At 61.5% G+C, this 22,551-nt stretch carries 18 protein-coding genes; 3 read left to right on the top strand and 15 right to left on the bottom strand.

Annotated elements, in window-relative coordinates; translation table 11 throughout:
• Positions 1–162: 162 nt before the first annotated feature.
• The 9 genes from gmd to HPY65_03305 form a co-directional block, all read right to left on the bottom strand.
• Complete coding sequence (gene gmd, locus HPY65_03345) at positions 163–1,194, bottom strand: GDP-mannose 4,6-dehydratase (protein NPU83500.1); 1,032 nt, start codon at positions 1,192–1,194, stop codon at positions 163–165.
• A gap of 163 nt (positions 1,195–1,357) precedes the next feature.
• Entirely contained in the window at positions 1,358–2,380 is a 1,023-nt protein-coding gene (locus tag HPY65_03340) for an NAD-dependent epimerase (GenBank protein NPU83499.1), read from the bottom strand.
• A complete protein-coding gene (locus tag HPY65_03335) occupies positions 2,377–4,119 on the bottom strand; it encodes an acyl--CoA ligase (GenBank protein NPU83498.1) in 1,743 nt (580 codons plus the stop codon). Before HPY65_03335 ends, HPY65_03340 begins: the two co-directional genes overlap by 4 nt.
• A gap of 17 nt (positions 4,120–4,136) precedes the next feature.
• Complete coding sequence (hemL, locus tag HPY65_03330; protein NPU83497.1) at positions 4,137–5,420, bottom strand: glutamate-1-semialdehyde 2,1-aminomutase; 1,284 nt, start codon at positions 5,418–5,420, stop codon at positions 4,137–4,139.
• A gap of 1 nt (position 5,421) precedes the next feature.
• Positions 5,422–5,886 (bottom strand): Lrp/AsnC family transcriptional regulator, encoded by a 465-nt coding sequence (locus HPY65_03325; protein ID NPU83496.1) that lies wholly within the window; start codon positions 5,884–5,886, stop codon positions 5,422–5,424.
• Positions 5,887–6,080: 194 nt separating this feature from the next.
• The gene (locus HPY65_03320) at positions 6,081–6,407 is read right to left on the bottom strand and encodes a redoxin domain-containing protein (protein NPU83495.1); all 327 of its coding nucleotides are present in this window, start codon (positions 6,405–6,407) and stop codon (positions 6,081–6,083) included.
• 18 nt (positions 6,408–6,425) lie between these two features.
• On the bottom strand, positions 6,426–6,557 hold the full coding sequence (locus HPY65_03315) for a redoxin domain-containing protein (protein ID NPU83494.1): 132 nt from the start codon (positions 6,555–6,557) through the stop codon (positions 6,426–6,428).
• Positions 6,558–6,633: 76 nt separating this feature from the next.
• Positions 6,634–7,395 carry an SDR family oxidoreductase gene (locus tag HPY65_03310; GenBank protein ID NPU83493.1) on the bottom strand — a complete coding sequence of 254 codons (762 nt, stop codon included), beginning with the start codon at positions 7,393–7,395 and terminating at the stop codon, positions 6,634–6,636.
• A gap of 667 nt (positions 7,396–8,062) precedes the next feature.
• Positions 8,063–9,190 (bottom strand): ImmA/IrrE family metallo-endopeptidase, encoded by a 1,128-nt coding sequence (locus tag HPY65_03305; GenBank protein NPU83492.1) that lies wholly within the window; start codon positions 9,188–9,190, stop codon positions 8,063–8,065.
• Positions 9,191–9,441: 251 nt separating this feature from the next.
• On the opposite strand from HPY65_03305, the gene hypA reads away from it, so the two are divergent.
• Together hypA and hypB are read left to right on the top strand one after the other, a co-directional pair.
• Complete coding sequence (gene hypA, locus HPY65_03300) at positions 9,442–9,792, top strand: hydrogenase maturation nickel metallochaperone HypA (GenBank protein NPU83491.1); 351 nt, start codon at positions 9,442–9,444, stop codon at positions 9,790–9,792.
• Entirely contained in the window at positions 9,792–10,472 is a 681-nt protein-coding gene (gene hypB, locus HPY65_03295) for a hydrogenase nickel incorporation protein HypB (protein NPU83490.1), read from the top strand. The genes hypA and hypB overlap by 1 nt, the downstream gene beginning before the upstream one ends.
• Here the strand turns inward: hypB and ftcD are convergent.
• From ftcD to HPY65_03265, 6 genes are all read right to left on the bottom strand, one after another.
• On the bottom strand, positions 10,429–11,334 hold the full coding sequence (gene ftcD, locus HPY65_03290; GenBank protein ID NPU83489.1) for a glutamate formimidoyltransferase: 906 nt from the start codon (positions 11,332–11,334) through the stop codon (positions 10,429–10,431). The genes hypB and ftcD overlap by 44 nt on opposite strands.
• A complete protein-coding gene (locus HPY65_03285) occupies positions 11,331–11,987 on the bottom strand; it encodes a serine/threonine protein phosphatase (GenBank protein ID NPU83488.1) in 657 nt (218 codons plus the stop codon). Before HPY65_03285 ends, ftcD begins: the two co-directional genes overlap by 4 nt.
• A 47-nt stretch (positions 11,988–12,034) precedes the next feature.
• Positions 12,035–12,970 (bottom strand): signal recognition particle-docking protein FtsY, encoded by a 936-nt coding sequence (gene ftsY, locus HPY65_03280; protein ID NPU83487.1) that lies wholly within the window; start codon positions 12,968–12,970, stop codon positions 12,035–12,037.
• Positions 12,971–13,657: 687 nt separating this feature from the next.
• A complete protein-coding gene (locus tag HPY65_03275; GenBank protein ID NPU83486.1) occupies positions 13,658–14,101 on the bottom strand; it encodes a hypothetical protein in 444 nt (147 codons plus the stop codon).
• Positions 14,102–14,111: 10 nt separating this feature from the next.
• The gene (locus HPY65_03270; protein NPU83485.1) at positions 14,112–18,734 is read right to left on the bottom strand and encodes an RHS repeat protein; all 4,623 of its coding nucleotides are present in this window, start codon (positions 18,732–18,734) and stop codon (positions 14,112–14,114) included.
• A 356-nt stretch (positions 18,735–19,090) separates the two neighbouring features.
• Positions 19,091–20,557: an MBOAT family protein gene (locus tag HPY65_03265; protein NPU83484.1), complete on the bottom strand. Its 1,467-nt coding sequence runs from the start codon at positions 20,555–20,557 to the stop codon at positions 19,091–19,093.
• A gap of 116 nt (positions 20,558–20,673) precedes the next feature.
• Here HPY65_03265 and HPY65_03260 point away from each other — a divergent pair, with 116 nt between their 5' ends.
• Positions 20,674–22,536 carry a carbamoyltransferase gene (locus tag HPY65_03260; GenBank protein NPU83483.1) on the top strand — a complete coding sequence of 621 codons (1,863 nt, stop codon included), beginning with the start codon at positions 20,674–20,676 and terminating at the stop codon, positions 22,534–22,536.
• The last annotated feature ends 15 nt before the right edge of the window (positions 22,537–22,551 follow it).

Below are 22,551 nucleotides of genomic sequence, written 5' to 3'. Positions count from 1 at the left end.
GCCCTTCCAGGACCCGCACGGTTACCTGCTGGCAATTGTCCTACCTGCAAAACCGCGACCGGATGCAAAGCGCCGGATTCCCGGGGAGCGATTCATATCCTCACGTAGGTCGAAGAAACGAGGGACAAGGCCAAGCCCCAGACAAGTGCTTATCGGCTCGGCTTACAGCATCCGGCCATTGCCGGTGCAGTCGTACCCTGCATCCCGCAGCGTCTTTTCCCGCTTCGCCTGCTCCATGTCCGCGTCGACCATCATCTCCACAAGCTGATCGAAGCTCACCTTCGGCTCCCACCCGAGGGCCTTCCGGGCCTTCGAAGAATCACCAAGCAGGACGTCCACCTCGGTAGGCCGGAAATATCGCGGATCGATGGCTACGTACTGCCCGTAATCCAGATCCAGCTTTGCGAAGACCTTTTCGGCAAACTCCCGCACTGAGTGGGTCTCCCCCGTGGCGATGGCGTAATCGTCGGGCTTCTCCTGCTGCATCATCAGCCACATCGCCTCCACGTAGTCCCCGGCGTAGCCCCAGTCCCGCTTCGCCTCCAGATTTCCCAGGTACAGCTTGTCCTGCAGCCCCAGCTTGATCCGCGTCGCCGCCCGGGTGATCTTCCGGGTCACAAAGGTCTCTCCTCTCCGGGGAGACTCGTGGTTGAACAGGATTCCGTTGGACGCGAACAGCTTGTAGGCGTCCCGATAATTCCGGACCAGGTAATAGGCGTACACCTTCGCCGCCGCATAAGGGCTCTGTGGCTGGAAGGCCGTCAGTTCGCTCTGTGGCGGCGGCGCCGCGCCGAACATCTCGCTGGATGAGGCCTGGTAGAACTTCGCCCGGTTTCCCGATTTCCGGATCGCCTCCAGGAGCCGTAGCGTCCCCAGTCCCGTGATGTCCCCGGTGTACTCGGGCATGTCGAAGCTCACCCGGACGTGGCTCTGGGCTCCCAGATGGTAGATCTCATCCGGGTCGATCGCGTGGATCAGGTCCGTCAGCTGTCCCGAGACGGACAGGTCGCCGTAGTGCAGGAACACCCGGGCCTCCGGGTCGTGGAAATCCTTGTAAAGGTGGTCGATCCGGTCGGTGTTGAACGTGCTGGACCGGCGGATCAGGCCGTGGACGGCGTAACCCTTCGCCAGAAGGAACTCCGCCAGGTAAGAACCGTCCTGGCCCGTGATGCCTGTGATCAAGGCTTTTTTCATGCGCTTACACTCTCCTTGGGTAAAAATGGGGAATTTGTCATTTTCTCTATCCCTTTGATCTTACTTTTATAAGCAAACCGTATACATACAAAAGGCTATCCATGGTCGGCACAGAGAAATGAGGGGTGCGCATCCCATTTCCCGCTATGATCCTCCCATGTCCCTAACTTCCCGGCTCTCCGCCATAGTATCCGCGATACCAGTCAATGAAGCGGGCGACTCCCGTCTCAATGGACGTCGCGGGCCGGAAGCCGACGTCGGCCATGAGGTCGTCCACGTCGGCGTAGGTTTCGGACACGTCCCCCGGCTGCATAGGCAGGAAGTTCTTCCGGGCCTCCCGGCCCAGGGCCTTCTCGATCACCTCGATGAAGTGAAGCAGCTCCACGGGGTTGTTGTTCCCGATGTTGTACAGGCGCCAGGGGGCGAAGCTGGACGCCGGGTCGGGAGCCTTCCCCGTCCACTTCGGGTTGGGGGCGGGGATGCGGTCGGCCACGCGGATCACCCCCTCGACGATATCATCGATGAAGGTAAAATCCCGCTTCATCCGCCCGTGGTTGAACACGTCGATCGGTTCGCCCGCCAGGATGGCCCGGGTGAAAAGAAACAAAGACATGTCGGGCCGCCCCCAGGGACCATAGACGGTGAAGAAACGGAGGCCCGTACAGGGGACTTTGAAAAGCGTGGCATAGGAGTGGGCCATGCCTTCGTTGGCCTTCTTCGTGGCTGCATAGAGGCTCACCGGGTGGTCCACGTTCTGGTGGACCGAAAACGGCATCGCGGTGTTGGCGCCGTAGACGGAGCTGGAGGAGGCAAAGACGAGATGCTCCACCCCATGGTGGCGGCACCCCTCCAGCACGTTCAGAAATCCGGCGATGTTTGCCGTGATATAGGCATGCGGATTCACAAGCGAGTAGCGAACCCCCGCCTGGGCGGCTAGGTGGATCACGACCTCCGGCCGCTCGATTCGGAAGAGATCCTCCATGGCGGCCCGATCGGCAATATCCAGGCGGCGGAAGGAGAACCGGGGATGCGGTTCCAACAGAGCCAGGCGGGCCTCTTTCAGGGAGACGTCGTAATAGTCGTTCAGATTGTCGAGGCCCAGGACAAGGTCTCCCCGCTCCAGGAGCCTGGACGCCACGTGATATCCGATGAACCCGGCGGCGCCGGTCACAAGGATCTTCTTCATGCCACCTCTCCGGCCTTCCAGGCTTCCGAGAAGGCCTTCTTCAGTTCCGGCACCAGGATCGCCCCCTTGAAGTTGAGGGGAACGGGGGCAAAGCGGACGAAGTCCGGCCGGCTCCCCTTGGAAACGGATTTCTTCGCGACCTCCCGGAAGGACCGGGCCAGTTCGTCCCGTCGTCCCTCGGCCTCGGGCTTCAGCTCGATGGTGACGCAACAGCTGTCCTCATGCTCGCTCTGGAGGCGGAGTCCCACCACGGCCAGCCGGAACGAATCGGCGGGCAGGCCGAACCGGTCCGTCAGAACCGCCGAGAGCTCCGCCGCCACCTGGTCATAGGCATAATTGGCCCCGCCGCGGATCAGGAGGGCCGAGTCCCGGGCCATCCAGTAAAGATCCCGTCCGCCGTCGCTGCCTTCCAGCCGGAACCCGATGTCCCGGAGACCCGTGTACCAGCCCTCCCGGAAGACCTCCCGGGTCGCCTCCTCGTCGCCGACGTATCCCGACATCAGGTTTCCGCCACGGGTAACCAGGTATCCGGGTTCACCGGCTGCACAGGGAACCAGGTAACCCTCCCGGTCCGGATCGACCACCCGGACGACGTCCATTTCCGTAAACGGGGAATGGTCCCGGCCGATGTAGTATCCCTCGGCCCGCTCGCCCCGGTGCTCGTGTTTCCAGCCCCGCTCGAAGGCGTTGACAACGGCTTCCGGAGCCAACGTCCCCGGAATCGCCGCCACCTGGAGGCACGTCTCGGTGGAGCCGAAGCGAACCCGGGGCGGGCGGCCGCACCAGTGCAGGATGCGCCGGACCGTCGTCGGCCCCACGGGGGCGGAGCCGATGAGGATTTCCGTATTGCGTAGCGCCCTCTCCAGGCGATCCTTCTCCAAGGGAAGCGTCCCTTCCCGGTCCATGTCCTCCAGGAAATCGATGTGCCTGGCCACCAGGGCCGTCACCAGGCGTCCCCGCCGACCCTCTGCGGCCTTGGTGAGAATCCTCCAGAAGGCCGTACCGTATCGTGAGACCAGGTGAATGACCGCGCCGGGCCTCCGGAGTCCCCAGTCGGACATGGCGGAGGAATTGGCGTGATGGAGGGGATTCACGAGAACGAGGTCCAGCGGGTCTTCCGCGCCCAGGCTGAAATAGTCCTCGAAGGTGAGGCGGTTTGTCCAATAGCTCCGGTGTGACAGCCGCACTCCTTTAGGAAGGCCCGTTGTCCCGGACGTAAAGATGATGATCCGCTCGTCCTCCCAGGCAGGCCCTGCCGATACGGGAGCTCCATCCTCATGGCCGAAATCCGCCGCATCGAGAAAGACCGCGTCCGGCAGAAGGGAGGAGAGGGCGGCCAGGCGCTCCGGCCCCTGCCCCTCATGAACGACGATGCGCGCCTCCGTCACCCGGGCCTTGTAGGCGATCCGTTCCAGGTCGTCGGCCTGCCAGTTGACCGTCACCGGGACGGTACCCGCCAGGACGGCGGCCAGGCGAAAGGCCAGATCGCGGGGGCTGTTGGCCGCAAAGAGATGAAGCACCCGCGATCCCCGGATCGCCCCGAGCCGGGCCAGGGCGGCGGCAGCCCCGACGGCGAGGTCCCGGAACTGCCCTCGCGTCCAGGCCCACTTCCCGATCCCGCCCCCAGCCAGGGTGTAATGAACGAGAAACGGGTCCTCCCGGCGGGCAAAGGCGGTCTCGTACTCCTCCAGGGGCCGGGAACCGGCTGGAGGAAGGATCATGGGCGTCTGGTCTTGCATTTTCCGAATCCGTTATCTCACCACGCCGCCAGTGTCTCCCGGCAGGCGGTCAAGGTTCTCTCGAAGTCCTCGTCCGTATGGGCGAAGGAAACAAAACAGGCCTCGAACTGGGACGGCGGCAGGCTGATCCCCCGTTCCAGCATCCCCCGGAACCAGCGGGCATACGCCTCCGTGTCGCTCTTTGCGGCCGTCGCGAAATCCGTCACGGGACCCGGGGTGAAAAAGACGGTGAACAGGGAACCCGAGCGATTGACGGTCACGGAGATCCCCTTTTCCTCGAAGAGGGCCTGCAGGTCGAAGCAGAGGCTGAAGGTCTTCCGGTCCAGCGACTCGTAATGCTCTTCGTTCTCCTTCAGAATCCGGAGCGTCGCCAGACCCGCCGCCATGGCCAGGGGATTCCCCGACAGCGTGCCCGCCTGGTAAACCGGCCCCGCGGGGGCCAGATGGTCCATGATATCGGCTCGGCCCCCGAAGGCTCCCACGGGAAGGCCGCCGCCGATGATCTTGCCGAGGCAGGTCAGGTCCGGCGCAATGTCGGTGACGGTCTGCCAGCCGCCCCAGGCGACACGGAACCCGCTGATCACCTCGTCGAAAATGAGGAGAATCGCCCGCTCCCGCGTGGCTTCCCGCAGCGTCTCCAGGAATCCCGGCTTAGGAAGGACGACCCCCATGTTTCCCGGAACGGGCTCCACGATCACGCAGGCCAGCTCATCGCCATGGGCGGTCAGGGCCGCCTCCAGCGCCGCCGGGGCGTTGAAGGGCACGGTAACTGTCAGCGCCGCCAGCTCTTTCGGAACTCCCGGACTTCCGGGTATCCCGAAGGTGGCAACACCCGAACCGGCCTTGACCAGGAGCGAATCGGCGTGGCCGTGGTAACAGCCCTCGAACTTCAGGATCTTCTCCCGGCCGGTGAATCCCCGGGCCAGACGGACGGCGCTCATGACGGCCTCCGTCCCGGAGGAGACCAGGCGGACCTTCTCGATGGACGGGAAGGTCTCCACGAGGAGCATGGCCATCTCCACCTCCCCGGGCGTCGGGGCTCCATAGCTCGTGCCCCGGGCGGCGGCCTCGGCGATGGCGGCAACGACGGCCGGATGGGCGTGTCCCAGGATCATGGGTCCCCAGGAACCGACGTAATCGACGTATTCCTTCCCCTCCACGTCCCGGATCCGGGAACCCGCTGCCTGCTCCACGAAAAACGGCATTCCGCCGACGGGCCGGTAGGCCCGGACGGGACTGTTGACCCCCCCGGGGATCAGCTCGCAGGCCAGGTTGAACCAGTCTTCCGATGTCCACGCCATGTCAGAAATACTCCATGCTGGTTTTTTTCAGTTCTTCCACGCTTGTGAGAACCAGGTAGCCGGATGCCCCCGCCCGGTCGGCGAGCTCTTCCAGGAATCCGGCGCCTTCGCCTTCCCGGAAGTGAACCATGGTAAAAACGCTGTACCGGCCGAGAAACATCGGCTCCCGGCGGTAGCAGTGGGTCACTTCCCGGCGAGACGCGAAGATCCTGCCCGCCTCGTCGCACCGCGCCTCCGGCACCTCCCAGGCGACCATGGAGTTCCGGGTGTATCCGGCCCGCTGATGTCGCAGAACCGCCCCGAACTTCCGGACGATCCCCTCCGCCTTCATTTCCCGGAGTTCCTCCAGGACCGCCTCCTCCGTCGTCCCGGCGGCCTTTGCCACCTCCGCGAAGGGTCGTTCCGCCAGGGGAAGGTCCCCCTGGAGAAGGGCGGCAACGGAGGCGCGGACACGATCGGTCGGCATCGGCGAATTTCCTTTTTCGGGTAGAAAGTTGCGGACTTCCATGTCATGAATCCCCGAAAAAATCAAGCGTTGCGACCCGGCGAGACAGCCGTAAAAAAGCCGCCTGACGGCGGCCTGGCGAAGCCCTGAACACCCGGACCTCGGCGCTGCAAAACGCTCTCACGGGCGGACACCGGAATGCCGCCCCTGGGATATCAGCGCGCATCCGGATTCTGACGGCTGATCAGATCGAGGATCTCTTCATTGGGAGGAATATCGGCCATCGAATGACCGTAATGCACGTACCGAAGCATGCCGGATCTGCCGATCAGCATCTGCGCGGGCATCCGGCCCAGTTTGAAAATCTTCACCTCCTGGCCGTACAGCTTCAGAACGGTGTGACCGGGATCGGGCAGCCCGACAAACGGCAGGTTTTCCTTCTCCCAGTACTTCCGGAAAGACCCGGCATCCTCCGGCCCGACGACAACGATTTCCGTGTCCAAATCCACGAAGCGCAGATAATCCTGACGCAACTGCGCCATGTGCCGGCGGCAGAACGGTCAGATGAATCCGCGGTTGAAGACCACCAGGACGTTCTTCCGGTTTCGATAATCCGAGAGCGTAATGCTTTTCCCGTTGAGGTCGGGCAACGTGAAATCCGGCGCGCGGGTGTTCAGCTCGACTCTGGCCATCGTCTCCTCCTCCCTTTTCCGTTGCGGGAAGGCGCCGCGATCCCGAACCTCAGGCCGCAGCGCCCCCTGCTCTCCGTCAGGGGTAATCCTGCCGTGTGGGCCGAACCGTGATGTTGCTGACGTGGACATGAGGCGGCTGCGTAACAACGAAGTGGATCGCCTCCGCCAGATCGCTTCCCGTCAGGAGCGGACCGAATGTATCCTTGAAAAAATTCACGGTTTCCGCACTGTGTCGCGCCACAGCCTGAAAGCCGCTGAGTACCACGCCCGGCTCGACCAGGGATACGCGAATCCCTTTCGGTCCCAATTCACGCCGGAGCCCCTCGGCCAAGGCATGGACGGCAAATTTGGTCGCTCCGTACACCGCTCCAAAGGGCGATATGTGCCGCCCCACCACGGACCCGACGACAACAATATCAAGCGCTGCCTTTGGAAAGACGCCCTCCTGCCCCGCCACCATCTTCCGCGCGGCTTTCTGCAACAACCGGAGGGCGCCGGTCACGTTGATCTTGAAGACGTCTTCGAATTGGGACAAATCCGCGTCCTTGACCGAGCCGCTCAGCCCCCTTCCCGCATTGGCGACGACGATGTCCGCGGGCCTGCCGAAATGCCCGGCGGCTGAGGCAAAAAGCCGCTCCAGCACAACGTCGTCCGCCGCGTCCCCGGCGACACTACGGAACGCGGGACCCAGTTCTTTTTCCAGACTTGCGAGCTTTTTCCTGTTGCGTCCGTTGCCGACCACGCCGAAGCCGGCTGTGACGAACTTTCTGGCCGTGGCTTCACCGATTCCGGATGTCGCCCCGGTCACAATTGCGATGCGTGCATACTCGTCAGGCATGGTCCGTCCTCCTTGCTAAACATTTCTCAACAACCCAACTGCGCTCCGGATCCTCATCCTTTAACAGAGAAACCGGAATGAAACGATACGTAGCCTCGAACGCCGTTTTTCCCGAAGGGGAGGAAGAGGACATTCTCCGGCGGCACCCCTTCATATGTCAACTCCGGATCGATTCGGACATCAGTAGTTGTATATATTTTGTTCACTCCCAATCACAATATTGTTCATAAAGTAAGTTTCTGTATGCCTCTCTTTCAGTCCTGGCTTCAACAACCCTGACTTTCTGAGCAACTCCTCGGCAGATATCCCACGTTCCGCAAGATCCAAGAGAGGCAGCGTCCTTATCGCGGCGGCATCACAAGTGCAGAAAGTGAGGCTACTTTCCCTGATCAGTATTGCCAGAGATTCAATTTCTCCGGGGTGGATATTAAAGGGGTTGGGTTGGGAAAGTTTGCTCAAGAGAACGGCCGCATCACCCGTTGATGCGCTTAATTCCTTGATAAGACCGGTATTGACGTACTTTTTACGTAACGAAACGGAGTACTTTTGGCCATCCCGCTTGAAGTACTGGACCTCCTCGATGACTGATGATGCCGCATGGATCTCATGAATCTTAACCAGTTTGTCGAGAATGTCGAGCGACAGGAAATCAATGAGAATGTCGGCATCAAGTAGCCATCATTTCAATCGTTTTCCCCTCCGACTCCATCAAACCCGAATCTTCTATGAAATCATCGATGTCGCTGCGGTCGATGCTCAGCAGTTCAGCGAACTTTCCCCTTGAAATCAGTCCCTTGCGCAGGCAGCGGATGGCTAGATTGGTGAAGCGTTCGGATTGAATCGGCTTTACATCCTGTGAGCGCTTTTCCCGGCTCACCTCTGCCAGTTCTTCATCCTTGGCGATGGAATCGGCCGTTTCCCATTTGATGAGATTGATGAAAGCGAGGCGGTAAAGGAGCGCCTTTGCCGACACCCCGAATTCAACGGCCACGTCGACGATGTCGGAATACTTAAGTTGTTTGTTGTTTTCGATGATCTGCTCAATCACCCGACGGATCTCGTCTTCCGGAAGGAGCAGCATGGAAGCGAACTTGTCCGCCTTTTTCTCCACGTCGTCAAAAAAGAGGGTGTCGTTCATTTCCTCCGGTGAGAAAGCCTTCCACAAGATCAGGTGAAAGAGTTCATGGGCGAGGTCATAATTCCGGCGCCAGGGGGCTTCGTTCGCATTGATGACAACAGCTTTTCCCATGTCCGGATGCACCATGGATGCAGCGGAACCGCAGGCAAGTGGATAATAGATGATTTTGACTCCGTATTCCTGTTCCAGGACTTTATGGAGCGAACAGGCCGGTCTCTTGCCGAGGCCCATCATGCCTCGGATTTCTTTGGCCAGACGGCCGATCGAGGCATTGTTCCGAACCGACTCGCGCGTCACCTCCACGAATCCTTTTTCGGACCGTACGCGCAGCAATCGCTCCAGCATGTGGTACTGCTCGCAGAGGTGCAGGATCTCCCGCTCCGCCTCCCTTTTCTTGTCGCTTGTCGCTGGCGGGTTTCGCCACAGGACGGCGCAATCCTTCGCTGTTGTCTCGCCCGAGAGGAAATCTCCGAGATTGCAGAAATACGTTCGGGCAAAGCGGGCCAGTTCGGATACTTTGACTTCCCGCTGTCCGCTTTCGATGTTGCTCAACGTCTGGTAGCTAGGAAAGCCCAGTCGTTTGGCGGCTTCGCTTAGTGACAGGCCTGCCGCTTCACGGGCTGTTTTCAGGCGGGATGCGATTTCTTCTCTGGTCATGGGAAAGGCTCCTCCATTTGTTGACGATGAAACATTAATGAATATTATATTCCATGTCAAGCAAGATAAGATTTTTCATTGATCGCGTGTCAATCTCCCGTAAGGCCTGCATCTCCGATTTTCACCCTTCCCTTCCCCTGTCCTTTCTGATACCGGATGAGACCCGGGAAGGCGAATGCTCAGGAAGCTGCACGGACGGAGCTTCCCGGATAAACCACCGTACCGCATCAACGTAAACCATCGAGGCCGTCATGCACGAACTCCCCGTCATGGAAAGCGTCCTGAAGATCGTCCTCGGCCATGCCGAGAGAAACCGCGTCCGGAAGATCGTGGCCATTCACCTGAAAGTGGGGGAACTGAGCGACCTGATGGAAGACTGGATGCAGCGGTACTTCGACTACGTCAGCAAGGGGACCCTCGCGGAGGGCGCCGTGCTGAAGATTCAGAAAATCCCGGTGCGCTTCCGCTGCTCCGGCTGCAGCGCCGAATTCACTGCCGACGTCCGGAAGGAAGCGGAGATCCGCTGCCCCGAGTGCGGCGCGGACCGGCCCATGTTGATCTCCGGCCGGGAATACTTCATCGAAAACATGGAGGTGATCTGATGGCCGAGATCCGGCTGATCGAAATCAAGGAAGAGATCCTGGCGGACAACACGGCCCTGGCGGAGGAGATCCGGACGGATCTGAAGCGGCGAGGGGTGTTCCTCCTGAACCTGATGTCCTCTCCGGGATCGGGCAAGACGAGCCTGATCGTCCAGACCCTCCGCCGGCTTCGGGAGAGGTTCCGGATCGCCGTCATCGAGGGGGACATCGACTCCATCGTTGACGCGGAAACAGTCTCCCGGGAGGGAATCCCGGCCGTTCAGCTCCGGACGGGGGGCTTCTGCCACCTCGACGCCTCCATGATCCGCCTTGCGCTGAATGAACTGGATCTGGCGAATCTGGACCTGATCGTCATCGAGAACGTGGGGAACCTCGTCTGCCCCGCCGAGGTGGACACCGGGGCCACGAAGAACGCCATGATCCTGAGCGTCCCCGAGGGCGACGACAAACCCCTGAAATACCCCCTGATGTTCAGTGTCTGCGACGTGGTGATCCTGAACAAGACGGACTATCTGGAAGGGTCGGATTTCGATGTTCCGGCGTTCCGGGAGCGGGTCGGGCGGCTGAACGCCAAGGCGCCGATCCTTGAGGTTTCCTGCCGTACCGGTACGGGCCTCGACGCCTGGGTTGACTGGCTCAAGACCCAGGCAAATGCGATTCGAGGAAGTGTTTCTCGCTGAAATTCCGCAGTTTGATCGCCTCGGGGGAAACGCCGGTGAAGGCCCCCCGGGGCGCCAGTCCGATCAGTTCCGATTCCAGGATCCCGACGCCGTGCGAGGACGCCGCCGCTTCCACCGCCTCGAAGGCGGCACGGACGGGGGTCACCCGCCAGTCCGTCAGGTTCATGGAGACCTGGGCGATTCCTCGGCTCTCCAGGAAGACCCCGATGGCCCGCAGCGCGGGCAGGCCGCCCCCGGACTCCCGAATCCTGCCGGCGATGCGCCGGGCCAGCTCCACATCTCCCGAGTCCAGGTTCACGTTGAAGGCCACGAGCGGCATGCGGGCGCCCACCGCTGAGGCCCCGGAACGTTCATTGAAGGAAACCGGTCCCGCGTCGGGCCACCAGGCAGGGTTTTTCATCCGCTCCCGCAGCCCCTCGTAGCCGCCCCGCCGGAGCTGCGGCAGTTGACGCCGTTCGGGCCGGAGGGCCGCCTCGCCGTAAAAGAAAACGGGAACGCCGCACTCCTCCCCGAAGGCCGCACCGAACCGGCGGGCCGCCTCCACGGCGACGTCCATCCCGGCCCCACCCAGGGGCACGAAGGGAATCACGTCCACCGCCCCGATCCGGGGGTGGCCACCACGGTGGTCCCGCATGTCGATCCGCTCCAGGGCTCGCCTGCAGACGGCGAGAGCCCCCTTCACCACCGCCTCCGGCTCCCCCAGGAAAGTGAGGACGCTCCGGTGGTGGTCCCGATCCAGGCACAGGTCCAGGCGCTTCACCCCCTGATACGCGTCCAGGGCTGCCGCCACGGACTCCATGGTCTGTCGGTCCCGTCCTTCGCTGAAGTTGGGGATGCACTCGAGAATCAGCGGATTGCTCAACCGGTGCCTCCTTGCGCCGTGTGAAACCGCATCACCGGCAGCTCCACGCAGGTCAATGGACCGCCGTAGACCGCGCCCGTGTCGATGCCGATTTTCGTCCCGTCCACGAAGGGCTCCGGGAAGGGGGTGTGCCCGAAGACGACGATCTTTCCGAAGGACGCGGAGGAATGGATGAACTCCCGGCGGATCCAGACGAGATCCCAGGGATCCTGCTCCGCCAGGGGAACACCCGGCCGGAGGCCCGCGTGAACGAAGAGATGATGCTCCGTTTCATGCCAGAGGGAGAGCGATTCGAAAAAAAGCCGATGCTCCTCCGGGAGGTCATCGATCGCCGGCCGCTCCCCCCTCCAGAGCCCGTAAGAGCGCAGCGTGGCGACGCCTCCGTTTCCCAGGAACATCATCGCCGTGGCGGGATCTTCCAGGTAGTCCAGGAACATCCGTTCGTGGTTCCCGAGCAGGCAGATCACCCTCGGAATCCGACGCCGGAGTTCCAGGACGGTATCGATGACGCCCCGGGAATCCGGCCCCCGGTCGATGTAATCCCCGATGAAGACGACGGTGTCCGTCTCGGGACGCAGATCGAGGCGCCCCAGGAGTTTCTCCAGCAGGGCACGGCAGCCGTGGACGTCTCCAACGGCAAAGATGCGCTCCACCGTCCCCTCCTCTGCGCCCCGAAGCCGGCTGCACCCGGGCCGGGATCTCAGTCGAACAGCGCCTCCACGAACTCCGCCGCGTCAAAGGGCCTCAGGTCGTCCAGCCCCTCGCCGACACCGATGTACCGGATGGGAATCTTCAACTCCCGGGCGATGCGGATCACGACCCCGCCCTTGGCAGTCCCGTCGAGCTTCGTCAGGACGATCCCGCTGACGCCGATCTCGTCGTGAAAGAGCTTGGCCTGCGAGACAGCGTTCTGCCCCGTCGTGGCATCCAGGACGAGGTAGGTCTCATGGGGCGCCCCGGACAGCTCGCGGTCCATGATCCGCTTCATCTTCTTGAGCTCCTCCATCAGGTTGACCTTTGTGTGGAGCCGGCCGGCCGTGTCGATGATCACAATCGGCTGCCTGACAGAAGATGCCGCTTTCATGGCATCGAAGACCACCGCCGACGGGTCGGCCCCGGCCTGCTGTTTCACCAGGGGCGATCCTGTCCGGCTCGCCCAGACCTCGAGCTGCTCGATGGCGGCCGCCCGGAAGGTGTCCGCCGCCACCAGGAGTACTTCTTTCCCCTCACCCTTGTAGAACCGGGCCAGTTTGCCGATGGTGGTCGTTTTCCCGGTGCCGTTGACGCCGATGACCATGATGACGAGAGGACTGCCGGCGGGTACGGAAACCGGGGGCGAAGCCCCGGACACAAGGATCTCCTCCATGGACTCCCGGAGGACCTTCTTGAGGAGCTCCGGCTGGGTCAGCTGCTTTCGCTTCACCTGTTCCTGCATCCGCTCGATCAACTCGTGGGCGAAGGTGGGCCCCACGTCGGCCATGATGAGGGCCTCCTCGATGTCGTCGTAGAGCTTCTGGTCGATGACCTTCGCCCCCAGGATCAGGTCGTCCACGTCGGTGAGAAGGAGCTTCTTCGTCTTTTCCAGCCCAGACTTCAGCTTGTCGAAAAATCCGTTTTTGCGGTCAAACAATCCCATATGAATCCTGTCTTGGTAGAAGGTTCCGGCGCCGTGCTGTTCAAGGATGACGCCGGTCAGGCGAGGCTTACCACAGAAAAGTGAAAAAGGGGATAGATTTGAACGAGATCAATTTCGTAGCGGTGATCCCTTGTCCGGATATTCGATCCTTAACCGCCTCGCCATGGTCTCCTTGTTCGACAGTTGAGGTAACGTCCCCTGTCTACCAAAGCTGGGATGCTTGTCAGATGTGTAGCTCTGACACCCATCGTGTCGCACGGAGCCTTAGCAATGAACCGCCCAGCCTTCGGATATGCAATGCCGGTAATCAGGTCAACGCCATTAGCCAACATCACATACGCATACGTGTAAATCATCTCGCTAAAAAAGATACAAAATAGTAGCGATAAAATATGCGATATCAGTAGTGTCCCATTAATAGTCGAATAGATTCAATGGATTGGTCACAGATTAAACCATTCGATTAATCGACGGCATGGGAATACAGCCTTCGGGCGACAAGATTCTTCTTTGCGCGGATGACAAAGAAGGCCATGGACTGGGAGAGAAGATAGAGACGATGAAAGTCCAAGTATCCTCGATCCATGACGTAGAAAGACCCAGGTTCCGGAATGAAGACATCCAGAGGGAAATCGCATTTTTAATAGTTTCACAAGGCACATTTCCAAGTATTCATCGTAACTCCTCTCAGTCTTTTTTCCCATCCAGCCGATAGCGGCCATTGACATAGTGAGGTTTAACATCATCGGGATGTATCGCCCAAAACAAGCTCAGGTAAAGATACTTTCGATCGAGATCAACCCAAGCATAGCCGAGATCCCAGGATCGGTCTTTACTGACAATTTCCTGAAAGGAATAGTAATAGCCCTCTGCGTTCCGAAAAGTCCAATCCACACCTTTCCCCTTGAATTCTATTACATAAGAGCTTCTATGCACCGGGAAGAACCCTTCTGCCGTGATAGGCCTCCAAATTCTCTTTTTACATTCAATCTTTATTGTATATCCGCCATCGGGTCTGTCTGTGACGGTATATTGAAGGTCTGCAGCCAGACTGTTTACGACCATGGAAAAGACAATTATCAACGGTGCGACAACTGCTCCGAGAATGATCAGATATTTATGTGTATTCATTAGTTTTCTTTCATCTTTTTTTACAGTTACAATTGATGTTCCATTGCTTTAGCCAACCCTTATTTGTCCATTGCTGCGCCAGCTGCCACGCGCGAACATCTTCATCAGGCGCATTAAAGTCGAAAATATGTCCAAAACCAAGATTTTTCAGAATGCGGAAGGGCGCCCACCGATAGCCTTTCGCGTAATGGGAGAAATAATCTTGACCTCGATGCATCGACCTCTCAAAGGACTCCTTATTACAGACCGCTATGGCTGCGGAGACGTCACGTTCCGATATTGATAAGTCTCGAAAATGGCGTTCTGGCGCCCTGAATGGAGATGTTTCGAAGGTTGTATCTTCAAGATTATAGTTAAATCTGTCGCTCCCGGAAAAATCGGCATGTCCGAGATAGCGTGCGCCCGGTCCTCCCGCACTGAACAGACCGAAAGGATCCCACATGTTGGTCGGATTATTTTCAACATAAGCGTATCGATTGATTCCTCCCGCAAGCCCAATGGGATCCCTGGTGATGAACCGCCCGGCCTTTGGATCGTAGTACCGGGCGCGGTAATAGTAAAGGCCTGTATCTGCGTCGTACTCACGGCCGGTAAAGGCATAGGGCTGGGAGACAAGGGAGAGGTTCGGCTTCGGGTTCCCGAAGGAATCGTACTCGTACCGCTGGACCAGGCGCCCTTTCTGATCCGCCAGGCCGGTGACGGAGCCCAGTCCATCGGCGATGTAGTCATAGGTCTCAAACCCGCCGTCCCCGAAGAGCGGGGGTCCTCTCCTCTCCACCGCCAGAGGCTCGTCGATCCCGGGGCCGTGGAGGTAGGAGGCGATGCGCGCTTCCTTGTCCCCGTGTTTCAGGTATTCCAGGATCACGTCTTCGTTGTCGTAGACATAGCGGATCGTCCGGGGCGCGGGGATATTGAATTCCTTGTCTCCGATCTCGATCTCCCCCAGGACGGTCTTTGAGATGCGCCTGCCGAAAGGATCGTAGGCATATCGGATCTTCGTCGTGAGGGGTCCCAGGGCAATCTGCACCCCGATCAGGTTGTTCTCGTCGTCGTAGCGGTAGGTGGTGACGGCCCCGAGAGCGCCCGTTCCGGTCTTCTTCATCAGGTTGCCGTTGGCATCGTACTCGTAGCGGTGATCCCTGTCCTCCAGGAGCCGGTTCCCCGCGTCATGGGCCTGGCGCTCATTCTTCCCGGGACCCCGGACCCGGTTCCCCACGGAATCGTAGTCATAGGATTCCTTCTGCTTCTTGGCGATCTCATCGAGAAGCCTTCCCAGGATACCCTTCTTCGATTTCGGCTTCGGCACGGCCTCCATCAGGCGGTCCACGGCGTCATAGCCGTAGGTGACGGTCTTGTCCTTCTCCTCCCGGGTGGTCCGGTTGCCGGCGTTGTCATGGGCGTAGCCGACGGTGTCGAGGGTCTTGCCGTCCTTGTCCCGGTGGAGGATCTTCACCAGGCGGCCGCCGGCGTCGTAGCTGTAGGTTGTAGCTGTCCCACTCGGCCGGGCCAGCAGGGTTCTCCTTCCCGCCGCATCGTAGGTGAAGCGGTAAGCTCCGTGGTCTGCATCGTTCCCGCTGCCGCTTCCCGCATCGCTGCCTGTCTCCTCCGCCGTCCCGATCCCGGTAACGCGTCCGTCGAGGTCGTAGCTGTAGGAGACGGCCTTCCCCTCCGGCGTGACCATCTCCGTCCGGTTCCCCAGGGCATCGTAGGAGTAGCGGATCAGCCGGCCATCGGAATCGACAACCTCGGTGATCCGGCGGTTCGCATCCCAGGTGAAGCGGTAGGCGATGTTCTGATTCCCCGCATAGACCAGGTTCCCTGCGTCGTCGTACTGAAAGGCGGCGGTCGATCCGTCGGAGAAGACCTTTTCGGTCAGCCTCCCGTTCCAGTCGTACCGGTAGGTAATGGTCCGCCCGTCGGGCCGTGTCAGGGCGGCGAGGTTTCCCCGGGCGTCGTAAGCATAGGAAGCGACGTGCCCCAGGGGATCCGTCTCCTTCGTCCGTCTCCCCGCCAGGTCGTATTCGAAGGTCGTGGTCTGCCCCTTCGCGTCCATCACCGCCGTCAGTCTGTCCGCCCCGCCGCCGCAGGAGGGGCAGGACGACCCGCCGTAGATGAGGGTCGTATGCTGCCCCAGGGCGTCGGTGATCCCGATCACCCGGTCTCGGTAATTGTATGTGTAGCCCGTGGCGTGGCCGTTGGGGTCGGTGACCGACAGGGGGTTGCCGCCGGCATCACGGGTGAGGCGGGTGACGTGCCCCAGGGGATCGGTGATCCGGATGAGCCGGTTCAGGCTGTCAAAGTCAAACGCGGTGGCGTTCCCCAGGGCATCCTTCATCCGGATCCGGTTTCCCAGGCCGTCGTAGCCCAGGATCGCCGTGTTCCTCTCCGGGTCCGTGACGGAAACGAGGTTGCCCGAAGCGTCATAGCGCAGCGTGAGCGTCCGCCCCAGGGCGTCGGTGATGGCGGTGACGTTGCCCCGGTCGTCATAGGTGTAACGGGTGGCGGCACCGGACGCATCGGTGACGGTGAGGAGGTTCCCCCGGGCGTCATAGCCGTAGCGGACCGTGTTCCCCAGGGGATCGGTGACGGTCGTGATCTGACTGAGGTCGCTGTAGGTGAAGGTTGTCGTCTTTCCCAAGGGGTCCGTGACCGAGGCGACGTTGCCGTAGCCGTCGTAGGTGTAGGCGGTCTCGCTCCCGTCGGGCTCCGTCTGTTTGACCAGGTTCCGGTTGCCGTCGTAGCCGTAGCGGGTCGTGTAGCCCAGGGGATCTGTCCTCTCCAGGAGAACGCCGAGAATGGGTTCATACCGGTAAGTCCAGGTCCCCCCATCCTTCTCCGTCAGGGTGGAGGTGGCCGACTCGGGATCGTACCGGATCACCCGGGTCCTGCTCTCCGGATCCGTCGACTGGATCAGGCGATGATTTTCATCGTAGGCATAGCAGGTCTCGTACCCCCGGGGGTCCGTCTTCGAAAGGATCAGGAGGTTGTCGTCGTACGTAAATCTCCATGCCTGCAGTCCCGCGGGGGTGTGCGAGGCGACCTGCCCCAGGACGGCCCCCGCCACGGTCTTCCCGGTGTAGGTAAAGGAGTGGGTGTTGCCGTTGGGGTCGATGACAGCGCCGAGGAGGCCGGCGGCATCATACTCGAAGGCAATCTTCCGGCCCGCCGGGTCGGTGACGGCGGTCAGGTTGTTGCCCGGATCGTACGTGAGGGTGACGGTGTTTCCGTTCCGGTCCAGGATGGCCGTGAGCTTCCCCGAGGCGTTGAAGAGGCGGTGGGTCAGGTCCCGGGAGAAGAGGTCGTACGTCCCGTCGGCGTTCTTCGTCAGGGCGGGATAGGAGGCATGCTCCGGGGTGTGGACTTCACCGTTCCGGTACAGCACCAGCCGGCCTCCCTGGCCGTCCCGCCAGACGTACCGGTCCTCCTCCGGAACGGCCGTGAGGGTCTCCATGTAGTCGTGAGTCCAGCCGGTACCGAGGACGCCCCTGCGTCCGTCTTCGCCGTTGTAGGAGAGCGTGAAGTCCGGCATCATCCGGGAGCCCGGGAGCCGGAAGAGGGTCAGGGAATCGGAGAGTCCCCCTGAGGCGACATGCGCCGAGGAGCCGATGTTGACCTGGAGCTTGCAGTCTTTTTCCGAGGCGGTGACGGTGGCGGCCGTCTCCCCCTCGGCGCTGCACCGGCCTTCGGTGGTCACCGCCACGAGCTTCACCGGATGGGTCTTGCCGATCTCCGCGACCTGTCCGTCCAGCCGGCCGTCCCAGGGGACCGACACGGTGAAGCCAGTCCCCTCCCCGATCTTCTTCCCCGCCACGGTCACCGTCCAGGAGACGGGATCCGATGAGGCAATCGTCCCGGAAAAGATCACCCGCCCGCCGTTCTGGACGTCGACGGCGGTCGAGGTCCCGCCGAAGGATGTCACCGACACGTCACAGGCCGGGGGCGGAGGCTCCGCCGGAAGGAGCGCCGCGGGGCAGCAGCCGTTGGCCTTCATCATCGGGGTCCGGATGTCCTTGTAGGTCGGTCCCATGGAGCCGGAGCAGTAGGTCCCTGGAGGTACATTGTAGGGTGCCGATTCGGAGTTGCAGGGACGGGTCAGGAACCAGCCATGGGAGTTGCAAAATATAGACGTCATCCCACAGTTCGGTCCAAAGGGCCGGCAGTTCTCGCTGGGGTTTCCGTCGCATCCGATCCAGGCCCTGCACAGGGCCGTATGGTCCGCATGCTCCTGGCAGACCTCCACGGCTCCCACCTTCGAGACAGGGTAATACCAGTCGTTGGTGCCGGACCCGTGCACGGCGATCTGCAGGGTGTCGCAGGAGGCGCCGTCCGCCGAGAGAGTGATGACGGGATTGTTCACACAGTCCGGGTTCGAGGAGGGGGCCGTGTACACAACGGATGCCCCTGTCGTCGCCGAGAGGGTCCCGCCGCCCGAGGCGACCCGCCAGCGGTACGAGCCGTCCGGCCCGGCGCCGGTGACCGTGAGCATCTGTGTCGCGCCCACCTGCATCTGCTGCGTCTCGTAACCGATCCGCTCGCCACCGCGGCAGGCTCCCCAGGCGGTGGAAAGAAAGAACAACCATGCGAACAGACACACAACAAGCAACAGGCAGCGATTCACAACGGCTTTCTTCATCCCGGCGATCCTCTCCTCTCGGAAATGTTGTGGGACAGGCCTCAAAGGCCTCGATAAGATCCAGGAAAATGGAATGGCTGTGGGGGAATTTGCTCAGGCGCGGACCGGACGTAATGAAACCGGTCCCCGCATGATAGGAGGCGGGATAAACGATGCGCGGAAGGAATGCAATGCCTTGAAATTACGGTTTTATTGCGTAAGCAGGATTAGGTGCCGGCGGGGTGGGAAGGGTCATCAAACCCTTGATCACGTTGCATTCTGGCGACTTCACGTATCGCCGGGCAGGCAGGCGCGGGAGTTCCGGCCTGCTTCCATTTCAGAACCGGCATGCGTTCCAATGAATTCAGAAGGAGGACTTAGAAGTTGAAGTAGAGGAACACGCTCGCCCGGTTCAGGGAAAGAAGACCCCAGGCCACGAAGAAGGCAAAGGCGGTTGCCGTTTTCCAGTTCGGCGTGAAGCGGTCCGCCAGCTCGTTGGAGTTCCTTGTCAGCAGGACCAGCGGAATCGCGGCCAGGCACAGGAGGTACAGGTGCGTCGGCGCCTTGGGCAGGTGCTCGTGCCACTGCCCGAACTGGACGCCCAGCCCCGCCAGTTCGCGGACCACCGGAACCTCTGCAAGATTCTTCGAGAGGACGAATCCGTTCAGGCCGCACATTCCCTTGAGGACCTTCAGGGCGTCCCCCCACTCCCGGGCCCGGAAGAAAACCCAGGCGATATTGACGAAGTTGAAGGTGACGAACCAGGCCAGGGCCCGGGACATGCGGATCCCCGTCTTGTCCCACAGCCTCTGGACGAGCATCCCCGCCCCGTGGAGGAAACCCCAGAAGACGAAGGTCCAGGCGGCCCCGTGCCAGAGCCCACACAGCAGGAAGGTCACCAGGAGATTCCCGTAAGTCCGGGCCTCCCCCTTCCGGTTGCCTCCGAGGGGGATGTAGAGATAGTCACGGAGGAACGTCGACAGGGTGATGTGCCACCGGCGCCAGAAATCCCGGAGGCTCACGGCCTTGTAGGGGGACAGGAAGTTCGCCGGGAGGGCGATCCCCAGCATCAGGGCCGCCCCGAGGGCCATGTCCGTGTAGCCGCTGAAGTCGAAATAGAGCTGGAAGGTATAGGACAGGCTGGTGAGCCAGGCCTCCATGAAGTTCAGCGTCGCCGCCGAGTCGAATCCCCCCGTCGCGGTGATCGCGAGGTTATCCGCCAGGGCGGTCTTCTTGAAGAGCCCCAGGGAGAAGAGAAAAAGACCCCGGGCCAGGTTCTCCGCCGTGACGTGCAGCCCCGGGGAGCCGCCGAACTGGGAGGTCAGGGCATCATGCCGGACGATGGGACCCGAGGCGATATAGGGGAAGAAGCTCCCGAAGAGGGCGTCGTCCGCCAGGGATCCGGGACGGCTGGTATCCCGGGAGACATCGACCAGGTAGGCAACCTGCATGAATGTGTAGAAGCTGATGCCCAGGGGAGCCGCGAGGCCCAGGGGAGCAAGGCGGGTCCCCGCCAGGGTGCCGGCGTTGGCCAGGAAGAAATCCGTGTACTTGAAGGAGCCCAAAAGAAGAAGATTCACCGCCACGCCGAGGACGAGAAACCGCCGGCGCGGGAAACCGCCCGGGACGGCGGCACCGATCCGAACGGCCGCCCAGTGATTGAAGAGAACGGAGAAAAGGAGGACCGGCAGGGCCCGTAAGTCCCAGAATCCGTAGAAGACGAGGGACGCCAGGACAAGCCCGGTTTTGGCTTGTGAGGCCCACCCTTTTCTGTTAAGGGTTGCCAGGACGATCAGGGTAAGGGGTAGGAAACACAGGATGAATGCGTAGGAATTGAAGAGCAACCGCGTTTCCCCTCTCTCGTTTTTTAACCGGGACCCCGGCACGGGCTCCCGTTTTCTATCACGGAAGGTCCCCCGGCGCAACGAAAGCGCCGCCCGGGACGGAAGGAAAGCATCGCTTGTACCTTTTGGGTCTGTCGGCCTTTTATCACGATTCCGCGGCGGCCATCGTAAAAGACGGCCGGATCGTCGCCGCCGCCCAGGAGGAGCGCTTCACGCGAAAGAAGCACGATCCGGGCTTTCCCGCGCACGCCGCCCGCTACTGCCTGGAGGAGGCGGCCATCGGCCTCGAGGACCTGGAGGCGGTCGTCTTCTACGACAAGCCGCTCCTCAAGTTCGAGCGACTCCTGGAAACCTACTACGTCTTCGCCCCCCGTGGCCTGAAGTCCTTCCTCTCGGCCATCCCCGTCTGGATCAAGGAGAAGGTCTTCCTCAAGCGCCTTATCCGCGAGGAGATGGCAAAGCTGGGCGATGGAAAAGGCAAAACCCCGAAACTGCTCTTCACGGACCACCACCTGTCCCATGCCGCCAGCGCGTTTTACCCCTCTCCCTTCCGGGAGTCGGCGATCCTGACCGTCGACGGCGTCGGCGAGTGGGCCACCGCCTCCATATGCCACGGAAAGGACCGGGAGATCACCGTTCTCAAGGAAATGGCGTTTCCCCATTCCGTGGGACTTCTCTATTCGGCCTTCACCTACTATCTTGGCTTCCGGGTCAACTCGGGGGAATACAAGCTCATGGGTCTCGCCCCCTACGGCGACCCAACGTCGGAGCAGGTCCGGCGGTTCCGGGACCTGATCCTGGAGCGGCTGGTCCACCTGAAGGAAGACGGCTCCATCTGGTTGAACCAGGAATATTTCGACTACGCGACGGGGCTCAGCATGGTGAAGGACGACCGGTGGCTCGACCTCTTCGGCGTCCCCCGGCGGCTCCCCGAGTCGGAGATCGAACAGGTCCACGGGGACCTGGCCCTGGCGATCCAGCAGGTTACCGAGGAGACTGTTCTCAAGATGGCGAAGACGGCGAAGGTACTGACGGGCGCCCGGACCCTCTGCCTCTCCGGCGGCGTGGCCCTCAACTGCGTGGCCAACGGCAAGCTCCTCCGGCAGGGCGTTTTTGACGACCTCTGGATCCAGTCGGCCGCCGGCGACGCCGGGGGCGCCCTGGGGGCAGCCTGCGCGGCCTACCACATCTATTACGGGAAGGACCGGGTCCTGGAAGGAAACGGCGACGCCATGCAGGGGGCCTACCTGGGGCCCGCCTACGGCGACGACTCCGTCCGGGCCGTCGCGAAGAGATACGGCGCCGCCTTCACCCTGCACGAAGACGACGACTCCCTCGCGACGGAAGTGGCGGGCGACCTGGCCTCGGGAAAAGCCGTGGGCTGGTTCCAGGGCCGGATGGAATGGGGACCCCGGGCGCTGGGAAACCGGAGCATCCTGGGCGACGCCCGCAACAAGGACATGCAGCTCCGGCTCAACCTGAAGATCAAGTTCAGAGAGAGCTTCCGTCCCTTCGCACCCTCGGTCCTCATGGAGGACCTGCAGGAATATTTCGATACCGACCGGCCCTCTCCGTACATGCTCCTCATCGCCGACGTGGTCGAGTCCCGGCGGAACCCTCACCCCGAGGGCTACCACCGGATGCCGATCAAGGACAAGCTGTACACCGTCCGCTCCGACGTTCCCGCCATCACGCACCTGGACTACACGGCCCGCCTCCAGACGGTCCACCGGGAGACGAACCCCTTATATTGGAAGCTTCTGGCGGCCTTCAAGGAGCAGACGGGATACAGCGTCATCGTCAACACGAGCTTCAACGTCCGGGGGGAGCCCATCGTCTGCACACCCGAGGACGCCTACCGCTGCTTCATGCGGACCGACATGGACGTCCTGGTGGTGAACCGCTTCGTCTTCCGCAAGGAGAATCAGCCTCCCTGGCTGGAAGAGCGAAACTGGCGCCAGGACCTCGTCCTGGACTGAGCGGGGGTGTCGCCT

The sequence above is a fragment of the Syntrophaceae bacterium genome (assembly GCA_013177825.1).
Taxonomy (GTDB): Bacteria; Desulfobacterota; Syntrophia; order Syntrophales; family PHBD01; genus PHBD01.
This window is presented reverse-complemented; position numbering and strand designations above follow the sequence as displayed.

Bases quoted from the DNA above. Each gene is read 5' to 3' on its own strand.
- HPY65_03315 (NPU83494.1), bottom strand. From the start codon at position 6,557: ATGGCCAGAGTCGAGCTGAACACCCGCGCGCCGGATTTCACGTTGCCC.
- hypB (NPU83490.1), top strand. From the start codon at position 9,792: ATGGCCGAGATCCGGCTGATCGAAATCAAGGAAGAGATCCTGGCGGAC.
- HPY65_03340 (NPU83499.1), bottom strand. From the start codon at position 2,380: ATGAAGAAGATCCTTGTGACCGGCGCCGCCGGGTTCATCGGATATCAC.
- HPY65_03305 (NPU83492.1), bottom strand. From the start codon at position 9,190: ATGACCAGAGAAGAAATCGCATCCCGCCTGAAAACAGCCCGTGAAGCG.
- HPY65_03320 (NPU83495.1), bottom strand. From the start codon at position 6,407: ATGGCGCAGTTGCGTCAGGATTATCTGCGCTTCGTGGATTTGGACACG.
- hypA (NPU83491.1), top strand. From the start codon at position 9,442: ATGCACGAACTCCCCGTCATGGAAAGCGTCCTGAAGATCGTCCTCGGC.
- HPY65_03275 (NPU83486.1), bottom strand. From the start codon at position 14,101: ATGAATACACATAAATATCTGATCATTCTCGGAGCAGTTGTCGCACCG.
- HPY65_03310 (NPU83493.1), bottom strand. From the start codon at position 7,395: ATGCCTGACGAGTATGCACGCATCGCAATTGTGACCGGGGCGACATCC.
- gmd (NPU83500.1), bottom strand. From the start codon at position 1,194: ATGAAAAAAGCCTTGATCACAGGCATCACGGGCCAGGACGGTTCTTAC.
- HPY65_03335 (NPU83498.1), bottom strand. From the start codon at position 4,119: ATGCAAGACCAGACGCCCATGATCCTTCCTCCAGCCGGTTCCCGGCCC.
- ftsY (NPU83487.1), bottom strand. From the start codon at position 12,970: ATGGGATTGTTTGACCGCAAAAACGGATTTTTCGACAAGCTGAAGTCT.
- HPY65_03270 (NPU83485.1), bottom strand. From the start codon at position 18,734: ATGAAGAAAGCCGTTGTGAATCGCTGCCTGTTGCTTGTTGTGTGTCTG.
- HPY65_03325 (NPU83496.1), bottom strand. From the start codon at position 5,886: ATGCCGACCGATCGTGTCCGCGCCTCCGTTGCCGCCCTTCTCCAGGGG.
- hemL (NPU83497.1), bottom strand. From the start codon at position 5,420: ATGGCGTGGACATCGGAAGACTGGTTCAACCTGGCCTGCGAGCTGATC.